The sequence below is a fragment of the bacterium 336/3 genome, assembly GCA_001281695.1.
In the GTDB taxonomy this organism is placed as follows: Bacteria; Bacteroidota; Bacteroidia; order Cytophagales; family Thermonemataceae; genus Raineya.
Map to the genome: position 1 here is coordinate 830,120 of LJIE01000001.1, position 18,830 is coordinate 848,949.

Genomic DNA, 18,830 nt, shown 5'->3' on the forward strand with positions numbered 1-18,830 from the left:
TCACACCTAATTCTATAATTTTGCTTTCCTTGTAGTTTTACTCATTTTATGGAAATAGGAAAGAATTTTTATCAGTATCAAATACAATCACTTATTGCAGAAAGCCCCATTGCTCGTAATTGGGCAGGTAGGCATCATTCTTTGAATAGAAATGCTCGTATCAAGCAAATGAAAACACATTTGCTACAAACTGAAGCCCAAAAATTACAATTAAGAACATTGGCTACACAAGGAGCAGCTTTGCAACATAGTCATATTCAGCTATTATACGATTACTTAGAAAATTCACAAGGGATATTTTTTGTTTATGAACATATAGATGGGGTTACATTGGATAAATTCATCCAGAAAAACCCAACAGAACAAATTAGAAAAGAAATTTTTATTCAGATTTTAGATGCTTTGGCTTACAGCCATCGGAAAGGAATTTACCATCTGAATTTAGACCCACAAAACATCATTATTAATTCTAAAAATCAGGTTTATGTTACTGATTTTGGGTTTTCTGTATTCAGTGAGCCCAATGCAAATGCCTTTGCCTCTCCCGAATATCTGCAACAAGGCTATACAGATGCAAGAAGTGATATTTTTTCATTAGGAAAAACCTTGAATTATCTATTTCCAAATCCACCTCAAAATTTACAAAAAATAATAGCAAAAGCCTGTGATGCAGATTCTTACAAACGTTACCAGACTTGTGAATCCATGAAAGCAGATCTGCTATCTGAATTTTTCATGATTTCGCATCAAGAAAAACCAGTTCAGAAAAATAAATATATGCCTTTTGTATTTGGAGGAGCAGGTTTAGTAGCTACTATTGCTTTTATTTTACTGATCAAAGGGCTATTGGCATCCAATGATAAAAAGCCTAAAGAAGTTAGTTTTAAAGGAAATTCACCAGTAGTGATTAAAGATACAGTAGACTATACTAAAAAAGCAGAATTGAAAGAAGAAGAAGAAAAGCAAGATGACGAAAAGAAAACACCTGAAGAAAAGAAAAAGGATAGTTTAGATAAAATTAAGAAAGACAAAAAAGAAGCCAGAGAAAAACGTGAGAAAGAAAGAAAAGAGCAAGCTTTCAAAAAAGTAATTGTGGATGGTCAATTTGTGAGCAATCAGTTAGGAGATTATAAAATCAATGTAGAGATATTCAATAGTAATAAAGATATGGAACTTCAAAATGTAGTTTTGTTGGTTTCGTACTACAATGGAGCAGGTGATGTAGTTGAAAAAGAAGAAAAAACACTTCCTAAACTTGGGGCAAACGAAGCTACATCTGTAGAAATTACAAAAAAAGTAAATGCAACTCGTTTTACTTGTAAAATCAAAGATGCAACCCTTCCTCCTGACCCGAATGCTCCCAAAGATGATGAGGAGGAAGAAGAGAAATAAATATTTTGTGAATAAAAAAACAAAATTAACCTACAAAATATTATATATTGCACTGAAAGAACATTAGTCATATTAATTTAGATAATCATGGCAGGTATTAAAATTCTTACTGAACATATTAATGTTGAAAATATAGATACTCTTGAAGTGTATCGTCAAAAGGGAGGATATAGAGCTGTTGAAAAAGCTCTTAAAACCATGACTCCTGATGAAGTAACTGAAGAAGTAAAAAAATCAGGATTGCGTGGGCGTGGTGGGGCAGGTTTTCCTGCAGGTATGAAATGGGGCTTTTTGGCAAAACCTGAAGGAGTACCTCGTTACTTGGTTTGTAATGCTGATGAATCTGAACCTGGTACGTTCAAAGATAGACATTTGATGGCTAAAATTCCTCATGCCTTGATAGAAGGAATGATAGTTGCAAGTTATGCTTTGGGTGCAAAAACGTCTTATATTTATGTAAGAGGAGAAATGCTTTATGTTATTAAAATCTTAGAAAAAGCTATTGCAGAAGCGTATAGAGCGGGTCTTTTAGGTAAAAATATTTTAGGAACGGATTATAGCTTAGACCTTTATGTACATTCTGGTGGTGGGGCATATATTTGTGGAGAAGAAACTGCTCTTCTAGAAAGTTTAGAAGGAAAGCGTGGTAATCCAAGAAATAAACCTCCTTTCCCTGCTGTAAAAGGTTTATATGGCTGTCCTACAGTAGTAAACAATGTGGAAACTATTGCTGCTACATCTTGGATTATCAATAATGGTGGAGATGAATATGCAAAAATCGGAATTGGTAAAAGTACAGGTACAAAACTGATATCAGCTTGTGGGCATATTAATAAACCAGGTGTTTATGAAATAGAATTAGGTGTTCCTGTTGAGGAGTTTCTCTATTCTGATGAATATTGTGGTGGTATCAAGAATGGTAAAAAGTTAAAGGCAGTGATTGCTGGAGGCTCTTCAGTACCGATTTTACCTGCTAACTTAATTGTAAAAACAGCAAAAGGAGAATCACGCTTGATGACCTACGAATCCTTAAGTGATGGAGGTTTCCAAACGGGTACTATGCTTGGTTCGGGTGGTTTTATTGTAATGGATGAAAGTGTTTGTATTGTGAAAAATACTTTGAGTCTAGCTAAATTCTATCATCATGAATCTTGTGGACAATGCTCACCTTGTCGTGAGGGAACTGGATGGTTAGAAAAAGTTCTTCATAATCTTGAGTATGGTAAAGGTAAAATAAGTGATATAGATTTGCTTGTAGGTATTGCTAATAATATTGAAGGAAAAACAATTTGTCCACTTGGTGAAGCTGCTGCTTGGCCTGTTCAGGCTGCTGTTCGTCACTTCAGAGATGAATTTGAGTGGCATGTTACCAATCCCACAGAAGCTACCAAAAAAGGTGCTGTGTATCAAGGAAATTTAGTAATGGCTTAATATGTGAGGAGAACAGTTATGTTCTCCTTTATTTTTTATAAAAGTCATAGATTTAGCTAATGAAAGTCATGTATTATTAAAAAAAAGATGTTTATTATTGTTCTTATAAAATTATCTTATTTATGAAAAGTCAGAAAAAACACCTCAGCGATTTACATTTTGAGCATCAACTTTGGCAATCAGAAGCTAAATTTTTTGCAGATGAGTTAAAAATTTATCAAAATAGATTGGATGAAATAGCTTCCAAAAATACTGGTGATGAAATCAGTAAAAAAATAAGCCACTTCCAAAATCAATTTATTATTCAGAAAGAACAATTAGATATTCTAAATCATGAAGTTAAGATTCATGAGCAGTCTTTAGCCAAATTTGCTCAAGAAAACCCCGTTGCTATTGAGCATCGTTTGTTTGAAGACCATAGTATTATGCAAGATAAACTTCAAACTTTCAAGAAGATATACAGCGATTTGAAATTGGAATTCACGCAATTTGTTGCAGACAGTTTATAGCAAAAAGCTCCTTATGGAGCTTTTTTATTTTAAAAAACTCAAAATAATATTTTGAATGGTCTTGTAGCTACTCCAAACTATAAAATGGTCTTTATCTTTTAGAATAGTTGTTTCTGTTGGGGCATTCTGAAGCATCTTTTTGCAAAAATCAACATTTTCAACAGGAACAAAAGTATCTTTATCTCCATGAATTAAATGCACAGGACATTTAATTTTTTCCCAAAATGGAAGCATTTTTTCAAGTTCTTTACGCAAAGGCATAATTTCTTGGTTGGAAACTTTGAATGAAGGAGGCATCAACCAACGAATCGGAATCCAATCCAAAATAGGTCTAAACCATTCTTTAGGTTCTAGTTCAGGAGAACAAGAGCCAGCAATAATAATTAAACCATCCACAAAATCTGGATAATCCATTGCCAAACGAGCCACCAAAGGTCCACCCAAAGAATGACCTATCAGAACTATATTTTTGTCCTGACCATATTTTTCAAGAATTGGCTTTATCTGCTTTGCTTGTTTTTCCAAAGAACCTTCCGATCGCCCATAATCACTATCTCCATAGCCCGCTCTATCAATGGAACATAAAATAGCCTGACTGCTCAATGTGCTATCAGATAAATAATCTATCCATGCACTCGAAGAGCCTGGCGAGCCATGTACAAAAATAAGAACATGTTTCTTATCATATCCAACCTGTGTATAATGAATATTTCTTTTTTCTACTTGGGATGTAAAGAATTGAATCTCTTTTTGTCCTTTATTTTGAAGATGCTCTCTTTGCTTCTTTTCAGACATTCTAAATGAAAGACAACCTGAATGAGCAAAAACAACCCAAACAATTAGAAAATAAATGAAAAGCATTCGCTTGCGAAAAAATATTTTCTTCATAAAAAAATATATTCTTTAGAACGTAAGGATGTATTATATTTGTATATCATTTTCAAACTAAACAAAAATTTGTATGAAAGCAAAGTTGTTTTTTATGTTACTGTTGGTTTTTATGGGTTACAAAGGACAAAGCCAAGATTATGAATCAAGCTCCCAACGATTAAAGAAAACATTAGGGAAAGGCTATAATATAGAAATCTATACAGGTGATTTTGAGGCAAGTAGTTATGCCAAACAATGGTGTACTTGGAAAACACTTTCAGAAGAAGATGGGTTTGCTCTGGACAGATATGGAAATTTATTAATCGAAGAATGGAAAAAATACCCAATAGAATGGATAAAAAAATCAAAGTTAAAGGCAATTGCTCTTGTCAAAAAACTTGCAGTTGGCTCTCAGTATAGAGCGGGCATGCCAGATGCTTATGGTGAGGTATTGTATTTAGATATTGAATATTTGGGTAGTTCAGGAGAGAAATATATTAGGGAAACAATACACCATGAGTTTTATCATATGCTTGAAGAGCATTATTTTGGAGATTTCTATTTCAAAGACCCTAAATGGATGGTATTAAATCCTCCTGAGTATCCTTATATTAGTACACAAGGGGCAAATGCCTATACAGATGGTGTGTACACACCCAAAGACCATCCTGTATCAGGTTTTGTGAGTGCATACTCAAGATATGCCTTAGAAGAAGATAAAGCAGAAGTTTATTCTTATATCATGGCTACTCATCGTTATCAGCAGGTCAAAGAATGGATAAAAGAAGATACTTATTTGAGTAAAAAGGTGAAGTATATACAAGACTTTATAGTTAAAAATTGTCCTGAAATGGATGAGAAATGGTTTGAGAAAATTCATGTAACCAACCAAAAGAAAATGAAAACTTCTATTAAAATCCCTAAAAAGAAGAAATAATGATAAGAAGGTATTTATGGATGTCATTGCTTTTTAATGTAAATTTGGTATATGGTCAATTCTATAAAGAAAATAACGATACATCTTTCATTCGTATAGCAGAAAGCAATAATACTTTTGCTTTGAGTTTGTATAAAAATATTATTAAAGAAAATGATAAAAATATAGTTTTTTCTCCATTGAGCTTTTCAACAGCATTCTCTATGCTTTATGCTGGGAGTAATAAAAATACAGAAAAGGAAATAAAAAGTGTTTTTGGGTTTCAGGAAAATGACTCTTTGAAACATCATAAGGCTTATGGAGAATTTTTAAATAAATTACAAAAATATCAAAATGAAAATCTACATATAGCCAATGCTTTATGGTTACAAAAAAAGTATAGTTTCTTGCCTAGCTACCAGAGAATTATAGAGCAATATTATAAATCTAATATTTTCTCAGTAGATTTTTCTGATATCAATACTCACAAAAAAATTAATGATTGGGGAAAAAAGAATAGTAAGGGAATATTAGAAAAAATACTCCAAAGCTATAATCCTTTATTTAAAGTAGTGATTAATAATATAGCTTTATTTGATGCAAAATGGGAAAAGACTTTTAATACAAGCAACACTAAAAATGATATATTCTATACCCAAGATGCACAGGTATCTGTGCCATTTATGCAAGAGAATCAAGATGTACTTTATAGAAATAAAGACTCTATAATCACATTAGGACTTTTTTATAAAGATTATAAAGCTACAATGATTATTATGATGCCTCTCAAAGAGAAAAAAATGGAACACTTGGAGAAAAATATAGAAGAATATTGGAAAAAAACATCTGAAAGTTTTGATAATGAAAAAATCATGTATATGAAGTCAGACTTAAAGTTTGAATCAGCGTTGGTAAGATTACCCAAATTTAAAATAAATACAAAACTAGCAGATCCTATTTCAACAATGATAAAAATGGGAGTAAGAGAGGCATTTAATGATAATGCAGACTTTTCTCGAATTACAGAAAAAAAAGCTGGTTTACAAGTACAAGTTCTTGAGCATATCTGTGAAATGGAATTTGATGAAACAGGAACACGAATAGCTGCTGCAACAAGTATTGCTTTGGTAGAAAGAGGAGGTTCAAGGTTACAGGTGAAAATAGACAGACCCTTTATTTTCATAATTGTAGATAATGAGTCAACAAATGTCATGTTTATGGGTAAAGTAAATAATCCAAGTAAATAATTTCTTATGACTAAATATAACGAAAGAGGTGTTTCAGCCACCAAAGAAGATGTTCATAATGCCATTAAAAATGTAGATAAAGGCTTATTTCCTAAAGCATTTTGTAAAATAGTACCTGATTTTTTGGGAGGTGATGATGCTTATTGTAACATCATGCATGCTGATGGAGCGGGAACAAAATCATCTTTGGCGTATGCTTATTGGAGAGAAACAGGTGATTTATCTGTTTGGAAAGGTATTGCCCAAGATGCGATTGTAATGAATATCGATGATTTGTTATGTGTGGGCGTTTGGGATAATTTTCTGCTTTCCTCAACAATTGGCAGAAATAAACAACTTATTTCTGGAGAAGTAATAGCAGCTATCATCAATGGAACAGAAGAGTTTGTGGAGGAAATGAGAGAATATGGAATTCAAATTCGTACAACTGGTGGTGAAACAGCAGATGTAGGTGATTTGGTAAAAACTGTAATTGTTGATAGTACTCTAACTGCAAGAGCAAAGCGTTCTCAAATTATATCAAATCATACCATACAGGCAGGAGATGTGATTGTGGGTTTGGCTTCGTTTGGACAAGCTAAATATGAAAAAGAGTATAATGGAGGAATGGGAAGTAACGGACTTACTTCAGCTCGTCATGATGTATTTAGTAAACAAATTGCAAAAAAATATCCTGAAACGTATGATAATGCCTTGAATGATAGTGTTGTATATGTAGGTTCATATAATTTAACAGACACTATTGAAATAGAAGGCAAACAAATACCTATAGGTAAATTGGTGCTTTCACCTACTCGTACCTATGCTCCCATCATGAAGGAAATTTTATCACTACACTCAAAAAATATACATGGCTTGGTGCATTGTAGTGGAGGTGGGCAGACAAAAGTGCTTCATTTTGTAGAAAATGTACATATTATTAAGGATAATCTATTTAATATTCCTCCGTTGTTTGAAATAATCCAGAAAGAAAGCCAAACAGCTTGGAAAGAAATGTATCAGGTTTTCAATATGGGACACCGTATGGAAATTTATCTGCCAGAACAATATGCTCAGGAAATCATCCAGATTAGTAAATCTTTTGGTGTGGATGCTCAAATTGTAGGTAGGGTAGAAGCCTCAGAAAGTACAAAATTGACTATCAAAACAGATAAAGGAGTTTTTGAATATTAAAAAGGCTGTTTAAAACAGCCTTTTTATTTATTTTTTCAACTCTTCCAAGCCTTTTTTAATTTGCTCAGAAAGTTTTTCGGAAGCCTCTACAAGTGGTAAGCGAACATTTGAAGAACAAACACCTTGAAATGTTAATACCTGCTTGATACCTACAGGGTTTCCTTCTATATACATCAAATCGTTGAGGGTAAGTAGGCTGAACAGTTTTTGTGAAGCAGCTTCAAAATTCTTTTCAAGTGCTAAATGACTCATATCGTTAAATTCTTGGAAGGCATTTGCCATCACAGAAATAACGCCTTCTGCTCCAAAACTTATCATGGGTACAGTAAGCATATCATCTCCAGAAATTAACATAAAGTCTTTAGGCTTATTTTTAGCTATCTCCATACATTGAACTAGATTTCCTGAAGCTTCTTTAGTTGCAATGATGTTGGGGTGTTCTGCTAATGCTAAAGTAGTTTCGGCTGTAATGTTAGAGCCTGTTCTGCCAGGTACATTATAAAGTACAATGGGTACAGGTGAAACATCTGCAATCTTCTGATAATGAGCAATAATACCCCTTTGAGAAGGTTTGTTGTAATATGGACTTACAGATAAAAGAGCTGTTACGCCTTCCAAATCTGTATTTTTTATGTTTTGAATAATCGTTTCAGTATTATTGCCACCCATTCCATATACAATAGGCAATTTCTTTGGATTATTTTCTTTGGCAAAGGCTAACAACTGAGCCTTTTCAGCAAATGTAGTAGTAGGAGATTCGCCAGTTGTACCTTGTACAACCCAATAATCTACACCAATTTGAGCCGTATGCTCCAAAAGGCGTTTATAAGCAGAAAAATCAATGTTTAAGTTAGCATCAAAAGGGGTAACCAAAGCTACACCAACACCTTTAGGAAGTTTGTTTGTCATTTTGTTCTATGGTTTTAGCTAGTTGATATAAATCTTGTACCATTTGTTCCAATATCAAATCGTATTTGAGTTTAGTTGGAACAGAAAGCAATACAAAGGTAATTCTATTTTGAAAAACTAAAAATGTACTGAATAAAAACCAAATTTGTTTATACTTATTTTGTATAGGGAGAAAAAAATCTTGGATGATTTGGGTTGTATTTTCTAAATGATTGGAACTAACAAAATATTCATTATCAATAGATTCTAGACCTGTTTGTATAATCTGAGATTCTTCGGGCTTTTCCTTGCCTTTTAAATGACTTTGAGGTGTAATTTGTAGAAAAAAATTATTCTGGTTTTGAAATGATAAACTAATTACTAAGTACTTATACTTTTCTTGGATAGTTCTTTCAATCACCAAATCTCTATTTTCATACACACCATTAAGTTTAGGTAGCCAATCATTTCCAGATTTTCTTGAAAAATCTTCTTGTAAATTCAGTTTTCTATTGAGCACACTCAAATAATTAGTTACCTTTTTGCTTTCTTGAAGAGCAGTGATTCTAAAGTAGAAAATGAATAAAACCAAGCCCAATACAGCCAAGAAAACGATTAAATTCAATACAAAAGTTAGCATGAATAAGAAGAATGAGTGATAAAAGATAAATTGATTTTGATGAATATTTAATTAGAAATGATAGTGGTTAATAACTTTGAATGAAAGATACTTGCAGGAGAAATGACATCTTCATCAAAAGGAATGTTATTTCCATATCTTTCTTGCATTTTCTGCTTGACTTCAGAGCTTGTTAGGTCAAATTCTCTTAACTTTTGAAGCTTGCCAATTTGAATACCTGTAATTTTATAATAGATTTTCCAAACAAGTTCAGAACAATAAATTCTATCATCAGACCACGAAAAATAAATATCATAATTTTTACCTTGAAAAGTTTTACCATAGTCTTTCATTTTTTGTAAAACTTCAGGTATTAAAACATTAGAAGCATTTTTGAGTCTTTTAATTACATAGTGTTGCTTATCACCTCTTTGTATCCACTCTTTCAAAGGTGTTTTTTGGACAGGTTGTATGGCTTCATACACCCAGAAATTTCCATTTTCTTCATAAATAATGCCACAATGTGTATATTTCGATTTGGTAGCAAGTTGAATAGCTTTGCCCTGCCCCGAAAGAGAAACATGGAAAATAATATCTCTATCTTTTATTTTCTGGAAGTTTTCTTGTTTGATAGGGTTGTATTTTTGATAGCTTACAATACTCAAAGAAGTTAGTAAGCCCAGTAGTACAAATAATAAGACTTTTTGCATACTTGTTTTTTTACAAATATATAAAAAGGAAAAAACTCCACCAAGGGTGAAGTTTTTTAAACCACTATAACTATGAAAACTTTTCTTAAGTAAGTTAGGCTTGAGCCGTTTCTATATGAACAAAAGAACGGTCATTCTTGCCTTTTTTAAATACCACAACGCCATCTGTCAAAGCATATAATGTATGATCTTTACCGATACCTACATTATTTCCAGGGTGATGTTGTGTACCTCTCTGTCTCACGATAATGTTGCCAGCAATACAAGTTTGCCCACCGAACAACTTAATCCCCAATCTTTTACTGTGTGATTCACGTCCGTTTTTAGAACTACCCACACCTTTCTTGTGTGCCATATTAGTAAATATTTAGATATTATCAAAAAAATTGAGTAATTTTTTATAAGGAAATTTTAGAAATCTGAACTTTAGTCAAGAATTGTCTGTGTCCATTCTTTCTGCGATATCCTTTTCTTCTTTTTTTCTTGAAGATGATAACTTTATCACCTTTTACATGAGCAAGCACTTTGCCACTCACACTTGCTCCAGCAATAACAGGAGCACCAACAGTAATAGAACCATTGTCATCAACAAGCATTACCTTGTCAAATTTCACGTCAGCGTCAAGAGCTTCAGGTAATCTGTGTGTATAGATATACTGATTTTCTTGAACTTTAAATTGCTGTCCCGCGATTTCTACGATAGCGTACATAATAAACTAATTTAAAATTTTAAATAGGTCGCAAAGGTAAAAATAAAACCGATAGGTTCAAAATAAATTTGAATATAAAATTTATTATCTTTGTTATTCAAAAAAACTTTTTCTTAAAGAGAAAAACTAGCAAGGAAATTGTACTTTGCTATTAAATTTTAAACCCCAACATTATGCGTTATTTATTAGCCTTAGTACTTTCTATCATTTTTTATTCAAATGGCTTTGCTCAAAACAACTCACCAAAAATTTCTTGGGAATTTACAAGTGTTGAAGATGATATGGGCATACCCAGAACAACAATCTATGTTGTTGTAAATGAGAAAAAAACATTACTTGTAAAAGGAATGGGTGTTTTTCATGAATTGGAGAAAGACTCATTCAGACAATCACAATATCAAATTCCTAAAAACGCTATTTCTGCTTGTGCAGGTTTCTGGGCTGGTCTAGGTCATCAAATATGTGTTGTCCCCAAAGGAAAAGTCTTAGAAATCAAAGAAGGATTCTTGGAGGCAGAATCACCAAAGGGAACAAAAGTTCGTTATAAAACTATCAAAACCATTACGTTAGAATAACTATTCAGCTATTTTAGCTAAATAAGCAAACTTATTGTCAGCCAGCAAATCTACTTTGCCTTCTGTAGCGACTAAAATTTCATTTCTACATGCCAAAACTCTGGAAATCATGGGTTCTATGTAGGTATTGGAATGCTCAATAAAATCTAACAAATCTTTTTGGGATGCAGGTAATTTATAGCCTTTGTGCGAACTGGCTATCAGAACTCCTGCGTCTCTTAGTTTTGCAATTACTTTCGACCTAAAATAATGTTCGCTGATGGGCTTGCCTTTGAAATTTTTAAGATGTCCCATGAGTTCAAAAGTCGAAATATATTTGTTAGGATGAATGTATTTGAAATAAAATATAAGATATTGTAAACAAGCTACTTGGTCTTTTTCAGAAGGAACATCACTTGCTGATTTTCTATGGTTAAAATCATAAGCCAATTGCAAACTCAATTGAGCAATTAGAGGTTCAAAATCAGGGAAATCTTCTTGTTCATATGCAAAAGGCTGAAAGCTTTCGGGCCACTGATATACAGCATAACACATTTTTAAAATAGTTTTCCAATTACTCTTATCAAAATTCTGTGAAAAATAAGAAGCTATTTTTTTGTTTAACTCAAAAAGGGGAGATTTCTCTATAACAGCAATTCTATTAGGGCTTTGTTCAAATAGATTAAAACTCCTTTTACTTTCCAAAAAATGAGCAAAAGATTCTTGAAAACCCTCTGATTTTGGAGTAATAATTAGATAATCAGGGTTATGTTTGATAAGTTTCCTTTCAATCAAAGGAAAAATAAGCTTTTCTTTGGTTTGGTCATTAGGGAAAGCTGATTTTTGATAAATCCAAACAATCATTTTCCAACCACTTTGGTGTAATAACCCAAAAAAATCAGCTGCATCTAAGTTTTTACTATCCTGAAGTAGTTTTTTTGCTTTTTTTTCTGCTGATTCTTTCTCAGGAATATGCACTGCAAAACAATATAAATCTTCAGGAGAATCAGTTTGCTCGATGGTAAAATAAGATTTTTCAGCAAATAACATTGAAAAAATGCTTTTAGTGGATATTACGATTTTTGTCCTAAGCAAAAATACTAAAAATATTGTAAAATAACTTGCTAAAACACATTTCTCTATAAAAATATTTATAATTTTTTATGTATATAGAAAAATACTCATCAATTCTATCAATTTTATTCATACACTATGATTTGACTTTCTAAATTTTTTATTATGTTTGCTTTCAAATCTAAACTTTACTAAACTCATAGTCTATATGCTGTCCAAAAACCTTTTTGCTATATTTACTTGTGCATTACTTTTAGCAAGTTGTGGAGAAAAAGAAACAAATACAACTGATAAAAAAGATACTACTCAAACCCAAACAAACACAGAGGAAGTAAAGAAAAATGTAAGAGATGCTGTAAAGCAAATGCCTCGTGTACAAGAATTGCCTGATTTGTTAGCTTCAGCAGGAATAGATGATTTTTATGAAAATTTAATTAATACTCCAAAAAATGCAGATAAATACTTGACTACCAATGATTTAGCTGGAGTTAATTTTGGTATTTATGCTGTAGACTTAGGATATGTACTAAACTACGAAAAAATACAATTAGGTATAGACTACATGCAAGCATGTAAAAAATTAGCTGATAAAGTAGGTGTTTCTTCCGCTATTGATGAGAAAACGTTAGAGCGTTTCCGTAAAAACTTGGATAAAAAAGATACACTTATTAAAATGGCAAATGAGGCTGTTCAAAATATTGATAAATATTTGAGAGATAACGAACGCACAGCTATGTCGGCTGTTATTTTAGGAGGAATGTTTGTAGAAGGTTTATACTTATCTACCAATATCATCAATTTACCTTCTGATTTAGATAAAAATACCAAAGACCAGATTTTTGGTAGAATGGTAAAGATTATTGCTGATCAAGAAAAATCTTTAGATGATGCAATTGCCTCCTTAGAATCTGTACAAAGAGATGCAAAAGGAGACGAACTGTTGAAAGGCTTAAAAGAGTTAAAGAAAATATACAGCGATAATAAGTATGCAGAAAAATTTGCCAAATCAGAAGGTGGAAAAATGCCAGTCTCTACTGAGGATTTAAAGCCATTACTGGAAAAAGTAAAAGAAGTAAGAGGTAAAATTATTCAATAATTACTAAAAGCCCGAAAGGGCTTTTTTTATTTTAAAGGCTTATGAAAAATCTCGCTTATGTTATCCTGATGATGCTATTTTCATGTAAAACATCTCTTGAAAAAGGTAAAAATAGTTTTTCTTTTATGGTAATTGGTGACTGGGGTTGGGTAACTTCTACTGAACAGGCCAAAACAGCCAACATCATGAAAAGTGTAGCAGATACCATTAAAATAGATTATCTAGTTTCAACAGGAGATAATTTTTATTATAATGGTGTACAAAGCATCGATGATTCTAAATGGACTGAACGTTACGAAAATATGTATAATGGAAGCCTTTTAGGTAAAGATTGGTATGTTACTTTGGGTAATCACGATTATGAAGGCAATGTACAAGCTCAACTTGACTATAATACCAAAAATAGTCAATGGAAACTACCTAAACGTTATTATACTGTTGAAAAAACACTTCAATCATTTCCTCGTATTACGCTTCTGATGGTATTTTTGGATACTTCTCCATTTGATAAAAACCTGCATACATCAGGAGTGCATACAGATGTTACACAGCAAGATACAACTCTACAAAAAAAGTGGTTAGATAGCACCCTTGCCAATTCTAAAGCCCAATGGAAAATGGTTTTTGGGCATCACCCTTTATATACTGCAGGACCAAGAAAAGGAACAATGGGGAATTATATTGCAACTTTTAAACCCATTTTTGATAAATATAAAGTAGATTTTTATGTAGCTGGACACGAACACCATTTAGGGCATTTAAAACCAGATAATAATCATACAGAGTATGTTGTTTCTGGAGGTGGGGGAGCAGATATAACACCTATTTCTAATTATGATGTTTCTAAATATACAGCTTCTACTTATGGTTTTACACTCTTTAAAGTGGATAATCAAAAGATAACCTTTACGTTTATCAATAACAAAGGTGAAAAACTATATGAATACACCAAAACAAAATAAAATGGCTTTTTATCAAATAAAAAAAAATAAAAAAAAGCTGATAAATTTCAATATTTTAAACAAATTGCACATAGTTTAGAGTTATCTGAAATAAAAATAGAAATCAATGGATACACTATTATTGATTAAAGGAGTAATTATTCTACTTATTTTTGGCATCACATTACTGATTGCCACATACTCTACCTATGCAGAAAGAAAAGTTGCTGCATTTTTACAGGATCGTATAGGTCCTAATAGAGCGGGTATTTTCGGATTGTTACAACCCATTGCTGATGCAGGTAAGATGTTTTTTAAAGAAGATTTTATTCCTGCCAATTCCAATAAATGGCTTTTCATTTTGGGACCTTCAGCTGCTATGATGGCTGCTACCATGACAAGTGCTGTAATTCCCTTTGGGGGACAAATGGAACTTTTTGGGGAAAAGTTTTATGTTCAAGGCATTGATGCCAATATTGGCGTTTTGTATGTTTTTGCAGTAGTAGCTTTAGGTGTGTATGGCATCATGATTGGAGGTTGGGCTTCTAACAATAAATTCTCTCTTTTGGGAGCTATTAGAGCTGCATCTCAAAATATTAGTTATGAACTTGCTATGGGACTTTCTATCATTTCTATTGTGATGATGGTGGGTTCTCTTTCTTTGAGAGACATTGTTACAGTACAAGAAAGTAGTTTATATGGACTTTCTTTTATGCCTTCTGGAACAAATTGGTTTCTGTTTTATCAACCTTTGGGTTTTATCATATTTATTACTTGTGCTTTTGCAGAATGTAATCGTACACCCTTCGATTTACCAGAATGCGAAACAGAATTGATTGGTGGATACCATACAGAGTATAGCAGTATGAAACTCGGCTTTTATTTATTTGCGGAGTATATCAATATGTTTATTTCGTCTGTTATAATTTCTATATTATTTTTTGGAGGGTATAATTATCCGTTTATGGCTTGGGTTACTGAAAATGCTGGTCAAAATATTGCTACTTTGATAGGTGTGGGAGCATTGTTTGCCAAAGCATTGTTCTTTGTATTCTTCTTTATGTGGGTACGTTGGACACTTCCTCGCTTCCGTTACGATCAACTTATGAATTTAGGTTGGAAAACACTCTTACCTTTGGCAATTTTAAACGTAATGATTACAGGAGTCGTAATATTAGTTTTAAAAGGATAAAAAACAGAATTTACATAAAAAAAGCCTGAATGTTCTTCAGGCTTTTTTGTTTATCCTCCAATGAGTTGCATGACTTTCATAGCTATACCCATATCACCTTTTACTTTGATTTTACCCATCATAAAGGCATTCATAGGATTTAAATTACCTTCTAATAATTTTACTGCATCAGCAGCAGAAAGGCTTACCGTACAATCAGCATCTTTATCTTCATTGCTAATTATATTAGGAACTTGTTTGGCATCTACAAACAATACACCTTCATCAGTAGAAAATTTTACAGTTGCGTTTAAACGACTGTCCTCGCCTACAATTGTTTGTACTTTTTCTGTGAATACTTGAAGACTCATAATATTGAATTATTTTTGGTTGAAATAATGAGGTAAAGCTAATAAAAGTTTTCAAAAAACCACAACATAAACTACAAGAAGCTCTCTATAAGTTTTCTAAAAGGGCTTTTTTTGTTAATATTGTAATAAAATATAAAATTTCTCTTTTAAAATTCATGATTATATTTTGTAAAAATAATATAGAACAAACCCTTCATAACTGGATAGTAGAACACAATTATCAGAGTTATGTAATCATTTGTGATGAAAATACGCATCACTATTGTTTAAAAAAATTGGGTTCCATTGCAGAAAAAGCAATGGTTATTAGTATTCAAGCAGGAGAACAATATAAGAATATAGAAACATGCCAAACCATTTGGCATACAATGACAACTCATAACCTTGATAGAAAAGCATTGTGTGTCAATTTGGGTGGGGGAGTGATAGGAGATATGGGAGGATTTTGTGCTGCTACATACAAAAGAGGAATAGATTTTATACAAATTCCAACTACTTTGCTTTCTCAAGTAGATGCAAGTGTAGGAGGAAAATTGGGTATTGATTTTGAAGGGTTTAAAAACCAAATAGGAGTTTTTAGAGAACCAAATGCAGTTCTAATTGATACAATATTCCTACAAACTTTATCTGAAAAAGAAAAAAGATCAGGTTTTGCAGAAATTATCAAACATTGCTTGATAAATGATAAGAAAATGTGGGAAAAGATTTCTAAGATAGATTTTGAAAATCAAAATATGGATTTTTTAGTAAACCATTCTGTATCTATTAAATCTAAAATTGTAGAACAAGACCCACATGAAAAAAATATTCGTAAACTCTTAAATTTTGGACATACGATTGGACATGCCATTGAAAGTTTTTTCCTTGATACAAAGAATTCGTTTTTACATGGTGAGGCTGTTGCTTGGGGAATGGTTGCTGAAAGTTGGATAGCTCAAAAAATGGGGCATTTGACAGAGCTGGAACTTGAGGAAATCACCCAATTTATCAAGCAAAATTATTTTAAATTCCATTTTTCGCCCGAAATGATAGAAAATATTGTGAAACTTACACTTCAAGACAAAAAAAATGAACAAGGCAAACATAAATTCACTTTGTTAAAATCTATTGGAGAAGGCATTTTTGATATAGAAGTAAATTCATCAGAAATAAGTGATGCTTTATCTTACTTAAATGCAATTATTTGATACTTTTTTTTTATATTGCTTCAATAGGATTTTATTTTAAATATATTGGTTAGAATCATTTTCATATTATTACTTATAAATTTTTCGATAATCAACGCCCTTGGACAAGAAGCGGGTGTTGGTTTGGAGTATCCTATAGTTGTAAAAAGACATATAGATAGCTTGGAGAGTATTTTGGAAAAAACTGAAACAGATACAACGCAAATTATTCTACTAAATCTTATTAGCAGACAATACAGAGTAATAGATGAATACCAATCATTCATTAAGGCTTTGGAAGCTCTTGAAAAGGCTGAAAAAATTGGTTATTGGCATGGTGTGGCTGAAAGTTATATGAACTTAGGCTTTATTAACAATGAACAAGGGCTTTATGACCAAGCCATAGAAATGTATCAAAAAGGGCTTGAGGTAGGTAAAAAACATAATATTATAAAAGCTCAAACTTATTGTTTGAATGGAATAGGCATTATTTATTGGGAAAGGCAAGATTATAAACAATCGCTTTATTTTTTTGAGGAAAATAAAAAAATACAAGAAAAATTAAATTTAGAAAAAGAATTAGGAGTAACCTACAATAATATTGGACTCATTAACAATCATTTATTTCAATATGAAGAGGCATTAAAATATTTATTTAAAGCAAAAGCTATCAGAGAAAAATATAAAGAGAGTGAAAGAAATATTGCAACTTTAAATAATATTGGTATTTCTTACTTAGGAAAAAAGCAATATAAAGAAGCATTAGAAAACTCATTACAAAGTTTAAAATTAGCCAAAACCTATTACCAAAAGCGAAGAATAAAAGAAGCAACGATTACACTGGCAGAAATTTATGAAGGAATGGGAGATTATCAAAATGCTTACAGATATTTGCAAGACCATAAAATCATGTTGGACTCTATTGCCAAGCAAGATAAAGCCTCTATCATTGCAGAAATAAATAGAAAAAAAGATATAGAACAAAAAGAGTCACAAATCTCGATTCTACGCCAAAATAATCAACTTCGTAATATCATTTATGGTATTATTACACTTGTTTTGATAGGAGTGATAGGGGCTATTTTGTGGAGGGCAAAACGAAAACAACAATTCTATAAGGTATTATTACAAAAAAATGATGAAATCAGCAATCAAAAAGGCATTATAGAACAACAAAATGCAGAATTATTAGCTTTGAATGACAATTTGGAAAAAATTGTAGAGGAAAGAACTAAAAAACTTTTTGAATCGAATCTGAAATTGCAAAACGTTAATAATGAGTTAGATACTTATGTGTATCGTTTTGCTCATGATTTTAGAAGTCCACTGTCTACCATGATGGGATTGAGCAATTTGGGTAAAATGGAGTCGCAAAAAGATTTTATAAAAGAAATTTTTGATAAAGTCGATTTGACATTGGAACAAATGGATTCTCTTCTCAGAAAACTTTCTGGTTTATATCAAGTAGCTCATCAGGATATTGTTTATACAACATTCTTATTACCAAGTTTATGTGAGAAAATCATCAAGCAACTTTCTGAAAAACTGCATGTCAGAACGACTGATATACAGTATTCTTACCAAGGAGATGAAGAAATACAAGGAGATAAAGCTCTGATAGAGATTGCTTTAGAAAATATTATTGAAAATGCAATAGTTTTTTCTTCTATTAAACCTATTCAAATAAAGATAGAAGTTTTTGTTGAAAGAACAGGCACAAATCATATCAGAATAACAGATCAAGGTATTGGTATCAAACTACATTATCAAACAAGAGTTTTTGAAATGTTTTTTAGAGGAGATGAAACTTCTAAAGGAAATGGCTTAGGATTGCATGTTGTACAAAAAGCTATTGATAAAATGCAAGGTGAGATATTACTCGAAAGCGAACCAAATCAGTTTACAGCTATAGAATTAATACTTCCTATAAATAATAAGGGGTAGAATATTTTCGTGTAAAAATTATTACTTCTGATTGAAAAACCGTAATCT

The 18,830-nt window shown here is 31.9% G+C and carries 18 protein-coding genes and 2 pseudogenes; 12 read left to right on the plus strand and 8 right to left on the minus strand.

What is annotated here, in order from left to right; all coding sequences use genetic code 11:
* Positions 1 to 48: 48 nt before the first annotated feature.
* The 3 genes from AD998_03905 (at position 49) to AD998_03915 (ending at position 3,332) form a co-directional block, all read left to right on the plus strand.
* Positions 49 to 1,392, plus strand: a complete 1,344-nt coding sequence (locus AD998_03905) for a hypothetical protein (GenBank protein ID KOY85409.1) — start codon at positions 49 to 51, stop codon at positions 1,390 to 1,392.
* 87 nt (positions 1,393 to 1,479) lie between these two features.
* Positions 1,480 to 2,823: an NADH dehydrogenase gene (locus tag AD998_03910; protein KOY85410.1), complete on the plus strand. Its 1,344-nt coding sequence runs from the start codon at positions 1,480 to 1,482 to the stop codon at positions 2,821 to 2,823.
* Positions 2,824 to 2,945: 122 nt separating this feature from the next.
* Positions 2,946 to 3,332 carry a hypothetical protein gene (locus AD998_03915; GenBank protein ID KOY85411.1) on the plus strand — a complete coding sequence of 129 codons (387 nt, stop codon included), beginning with the start codon at positions 2,946 to 2,948 and terminating at the stop codon, positions 3,330 to 3,332.
* Positions 3,333 to 3,356: 24 nt separating this feature from the next.
* Here the strand turns inward: AD998_03915 and AD998_03920 are convergent, their stop codons facing one another.
* Complete coding sequence (locus tag AD998_03920; GenBank protein ID KOY85412.1) at positions 3,357 to 4,220, minus strand: hypothetical protein; 864 nt, start codon at positions 4,218 to 4,220, stop codon at positions 3,357 to 3,359.
* A 73-nt stretch (positions 4,221 to 4,293) separates the two neighbouring features.
* Here AD998_03920 and AD998_03925 point away from each other — a divergent pair, with 73 nt between their 5' ends.
* The 3 genes from AD998_03925 to AD998_03935 are packed head-to-tail and all read left to right on the plus strand — an operon-like array spanning position 4,294 to position 7,538.
* The gene (locus AD998_03925) at positions 4,294 to 5,139 is read left to right on the plus strand and encodes a hypothetical protein (protein ID KOY85413.1); all 846 of its coding nucleotides are present in this window, start codon (positions 4,294 to 4,296) and stop codon (positions 5,137 to 5,139) included.
* Between the two features lie 20 nt (positions 5,140 to 5,159).
* Positions 5,160 to 6,365, plus strand: coding sequence for a hypothetical protein (locus AD998_03930; protein ID KOY85414.1), 1,206 nt, complete (start codon positions 5,160 to 5,162; stop codon positions 6,363 to 6,365).
* Positions 6,366 to 6,371: 6 nt separating this feature from the next.
* The gene (locus tag AD998_03935) at positions 6,372 to 7,538 is read left to right on the plus strand and encodes a phosphoribosylformylglycinamidine cyclo-ligase (GenBank protein KOY85415.1); all 1,167 of its coding nucleotides are present in this window, start codon (positions 6,372 to 6,374) and stop codon (positions 7,536 to 7,538) included.
* Between the two features lie 27 nt (positions 7,539 to 7,565).
* Here the strand turns inward: AD998_03935 and AD998_03940 are convergent, their stop codons facing one another.
* The 5 genes from AD998_03940 to AD998_03960 form a co-directional block, all read right to left on the minus strand.
* The gene (locus tag AD998_03940) at positions 7,566 to 8,447 is read right to left on the minus strand and encodes a 4-hydroxy-tetrahydrodipicolinate synthase (GenBank protein ID KOY85416.1); all 882 of its coding nucleotides are present in this window, start codon (positions 8,445 to 8,447) and stop codon (positions 7,566 to 7,568) included.
* Positions 8,428 to 9,066 (minus strand): hypothetical protein, encoded by a 639-nt coding sequence (locus AD998_03945; protein ID KOY85417.1) that lies wholly within the window; start codon positions 9,064 to 9,066, stop codon positions 8,428 to 8,430. The genes AD998_03940 and AD998_03945 overlap by 20 nt, the downstream gene beginning before the upstream one ends.
* 47 nt (positions 9,067 to 9,113) lie before the next feature.
* Positions 9,114 to 9,710 carry a peptidoglycan peptidase gene (locus AD998_03950; protein ID KOY88044.1) on the minus strand — a complete coding sequence of 199 codons (597 nt, stop codon included), beginning with the start codon at positions 9,708 to 9,710 and terminating at the stop codon, positions 9,114 to 9,116.
* 139 nt (positions 9,711 to 9,849) lie between these two features.
* Complete coding sequence (locus AD998_03955; GenBank protein KOY85418.1) at positions 9,850 to 10,110, minus strand: 50S ribosomal protein L27; 261 nt, start codon at positions 10,108 to 10,110, stop codon at positions 9,850 to 9,852.
* Positions 10,111 to 10,153: 43 nt separating this feature from the next.
* Positions 10,154 to 10,465, minus strand: coding sequence for a 50S ribosomal protein L21 (locus AD998_03960; GenBank protein ID KOY85419.1), 312 nt, complete (start codon positions 10,463 to 10,465; stop codon positions 10,154 to 10,156).
* Positions 10,466 to 10,638: 173 nt separating this feature from the next.
* Here AD998_03960 and AD998_03965 point away from each other — a divergent pair, with 173 nt between their 5' ends.
* Positions 10,639 to 11,040 (plus strand): hypothetical protein, encoded by a 402-nt coding sequence (locus AD998_03965; protein KOY85420.1) that lies wholly within the window; start codon positions 10,639 to 10,641, stop codon positions 11,038 to 11,040.
* Here AD998_03965 and AD998_03970 read toward each other — a convergent pair.
* Positions 11,041 to 11,502: pseudogene (locus AD998_03970) on the minus strand (hypothetical protein).
* A gap of 799 nt (positions 11,503 to 12,301) precedes the next feature.
* Here AD998_03970 and AD998_03975 point away from each other — a divergent pair.
* From AD998_03975 to AD998_03985, 3 genes and pseudogenes are all read left to right on the plus strand, one after another.
* Positions 12,302 to 13,189, plus strand: a complete 888-nt coding sequence (locus tag AD998_03975) for a hypothetical protein (GenBank protein ID KOY85421.1) — start codon at positions 12,302 to 12,304, stop codon at positions 13,187 to 13,189.
* 110 nt (positions 13,190 to 13,299) lie between these two features.
* Positions 13,300 to 14,151 (plus strand): annotated as a pseudogene (locus AD998_03980) (hypothetical protein).
* A 106-nt stretch (positions 14,152 to 14,257) separates the two neighbouring features.
* Positions 14,258 to 15,322: an NADH:ubiquinone oxidoreductase subunit H gene (locus AD998_03985; GenBank protein ID KOY85422.1), complete on the plus strand. Its 1,065-nt coding sequence runs from the start codon at positions 14,258 to 14,260 to the stop codon at positions 15,320 to 15,322.
* 50 nt (positions 15,323 to 15,372) lie between these two features.
* Here the strand turns inward: AD998_03985 and AD998_03990 are convergent, their stop codons facing one another.
* Entirely contained in the window at positions 15,373 to 15,672 is a 300-nt protein-coding gene (locus AD998_03990) for a sterol-binding protein (protein ID KOY85423.1), read from the minus strand.
* A gap of 155 nt (positions 15,673 to 15,827) precedes the next feature.
* On the opposite strand from AD998_03990, the gene AD998_03995 reads away from it, so the two are divergent.
* Positions 15,828 to 16,859, plus strand: coding sequence for a 3-dehydroquinate synthase (locus tag AD998_03995; protein ID KOY85424.1), 1,032 nt, complete (start codon positions 15,828 to 15,830; stop codon positions 16,857 to 16,859).
* 45 nt (positions 16,860 to 16,904) lie between these two features.
* A complete protein-coding gene (locus AD998_04000; protein ID KOY85425.1) occupies positions 16,905 to 18,782 on the plus strand; it encodes a hypothetical protein in 1,878 nt (625 codons plus the stop codon).
* Positions 18,783 to 18,830 lie beyond the last annotated feature (48 nt).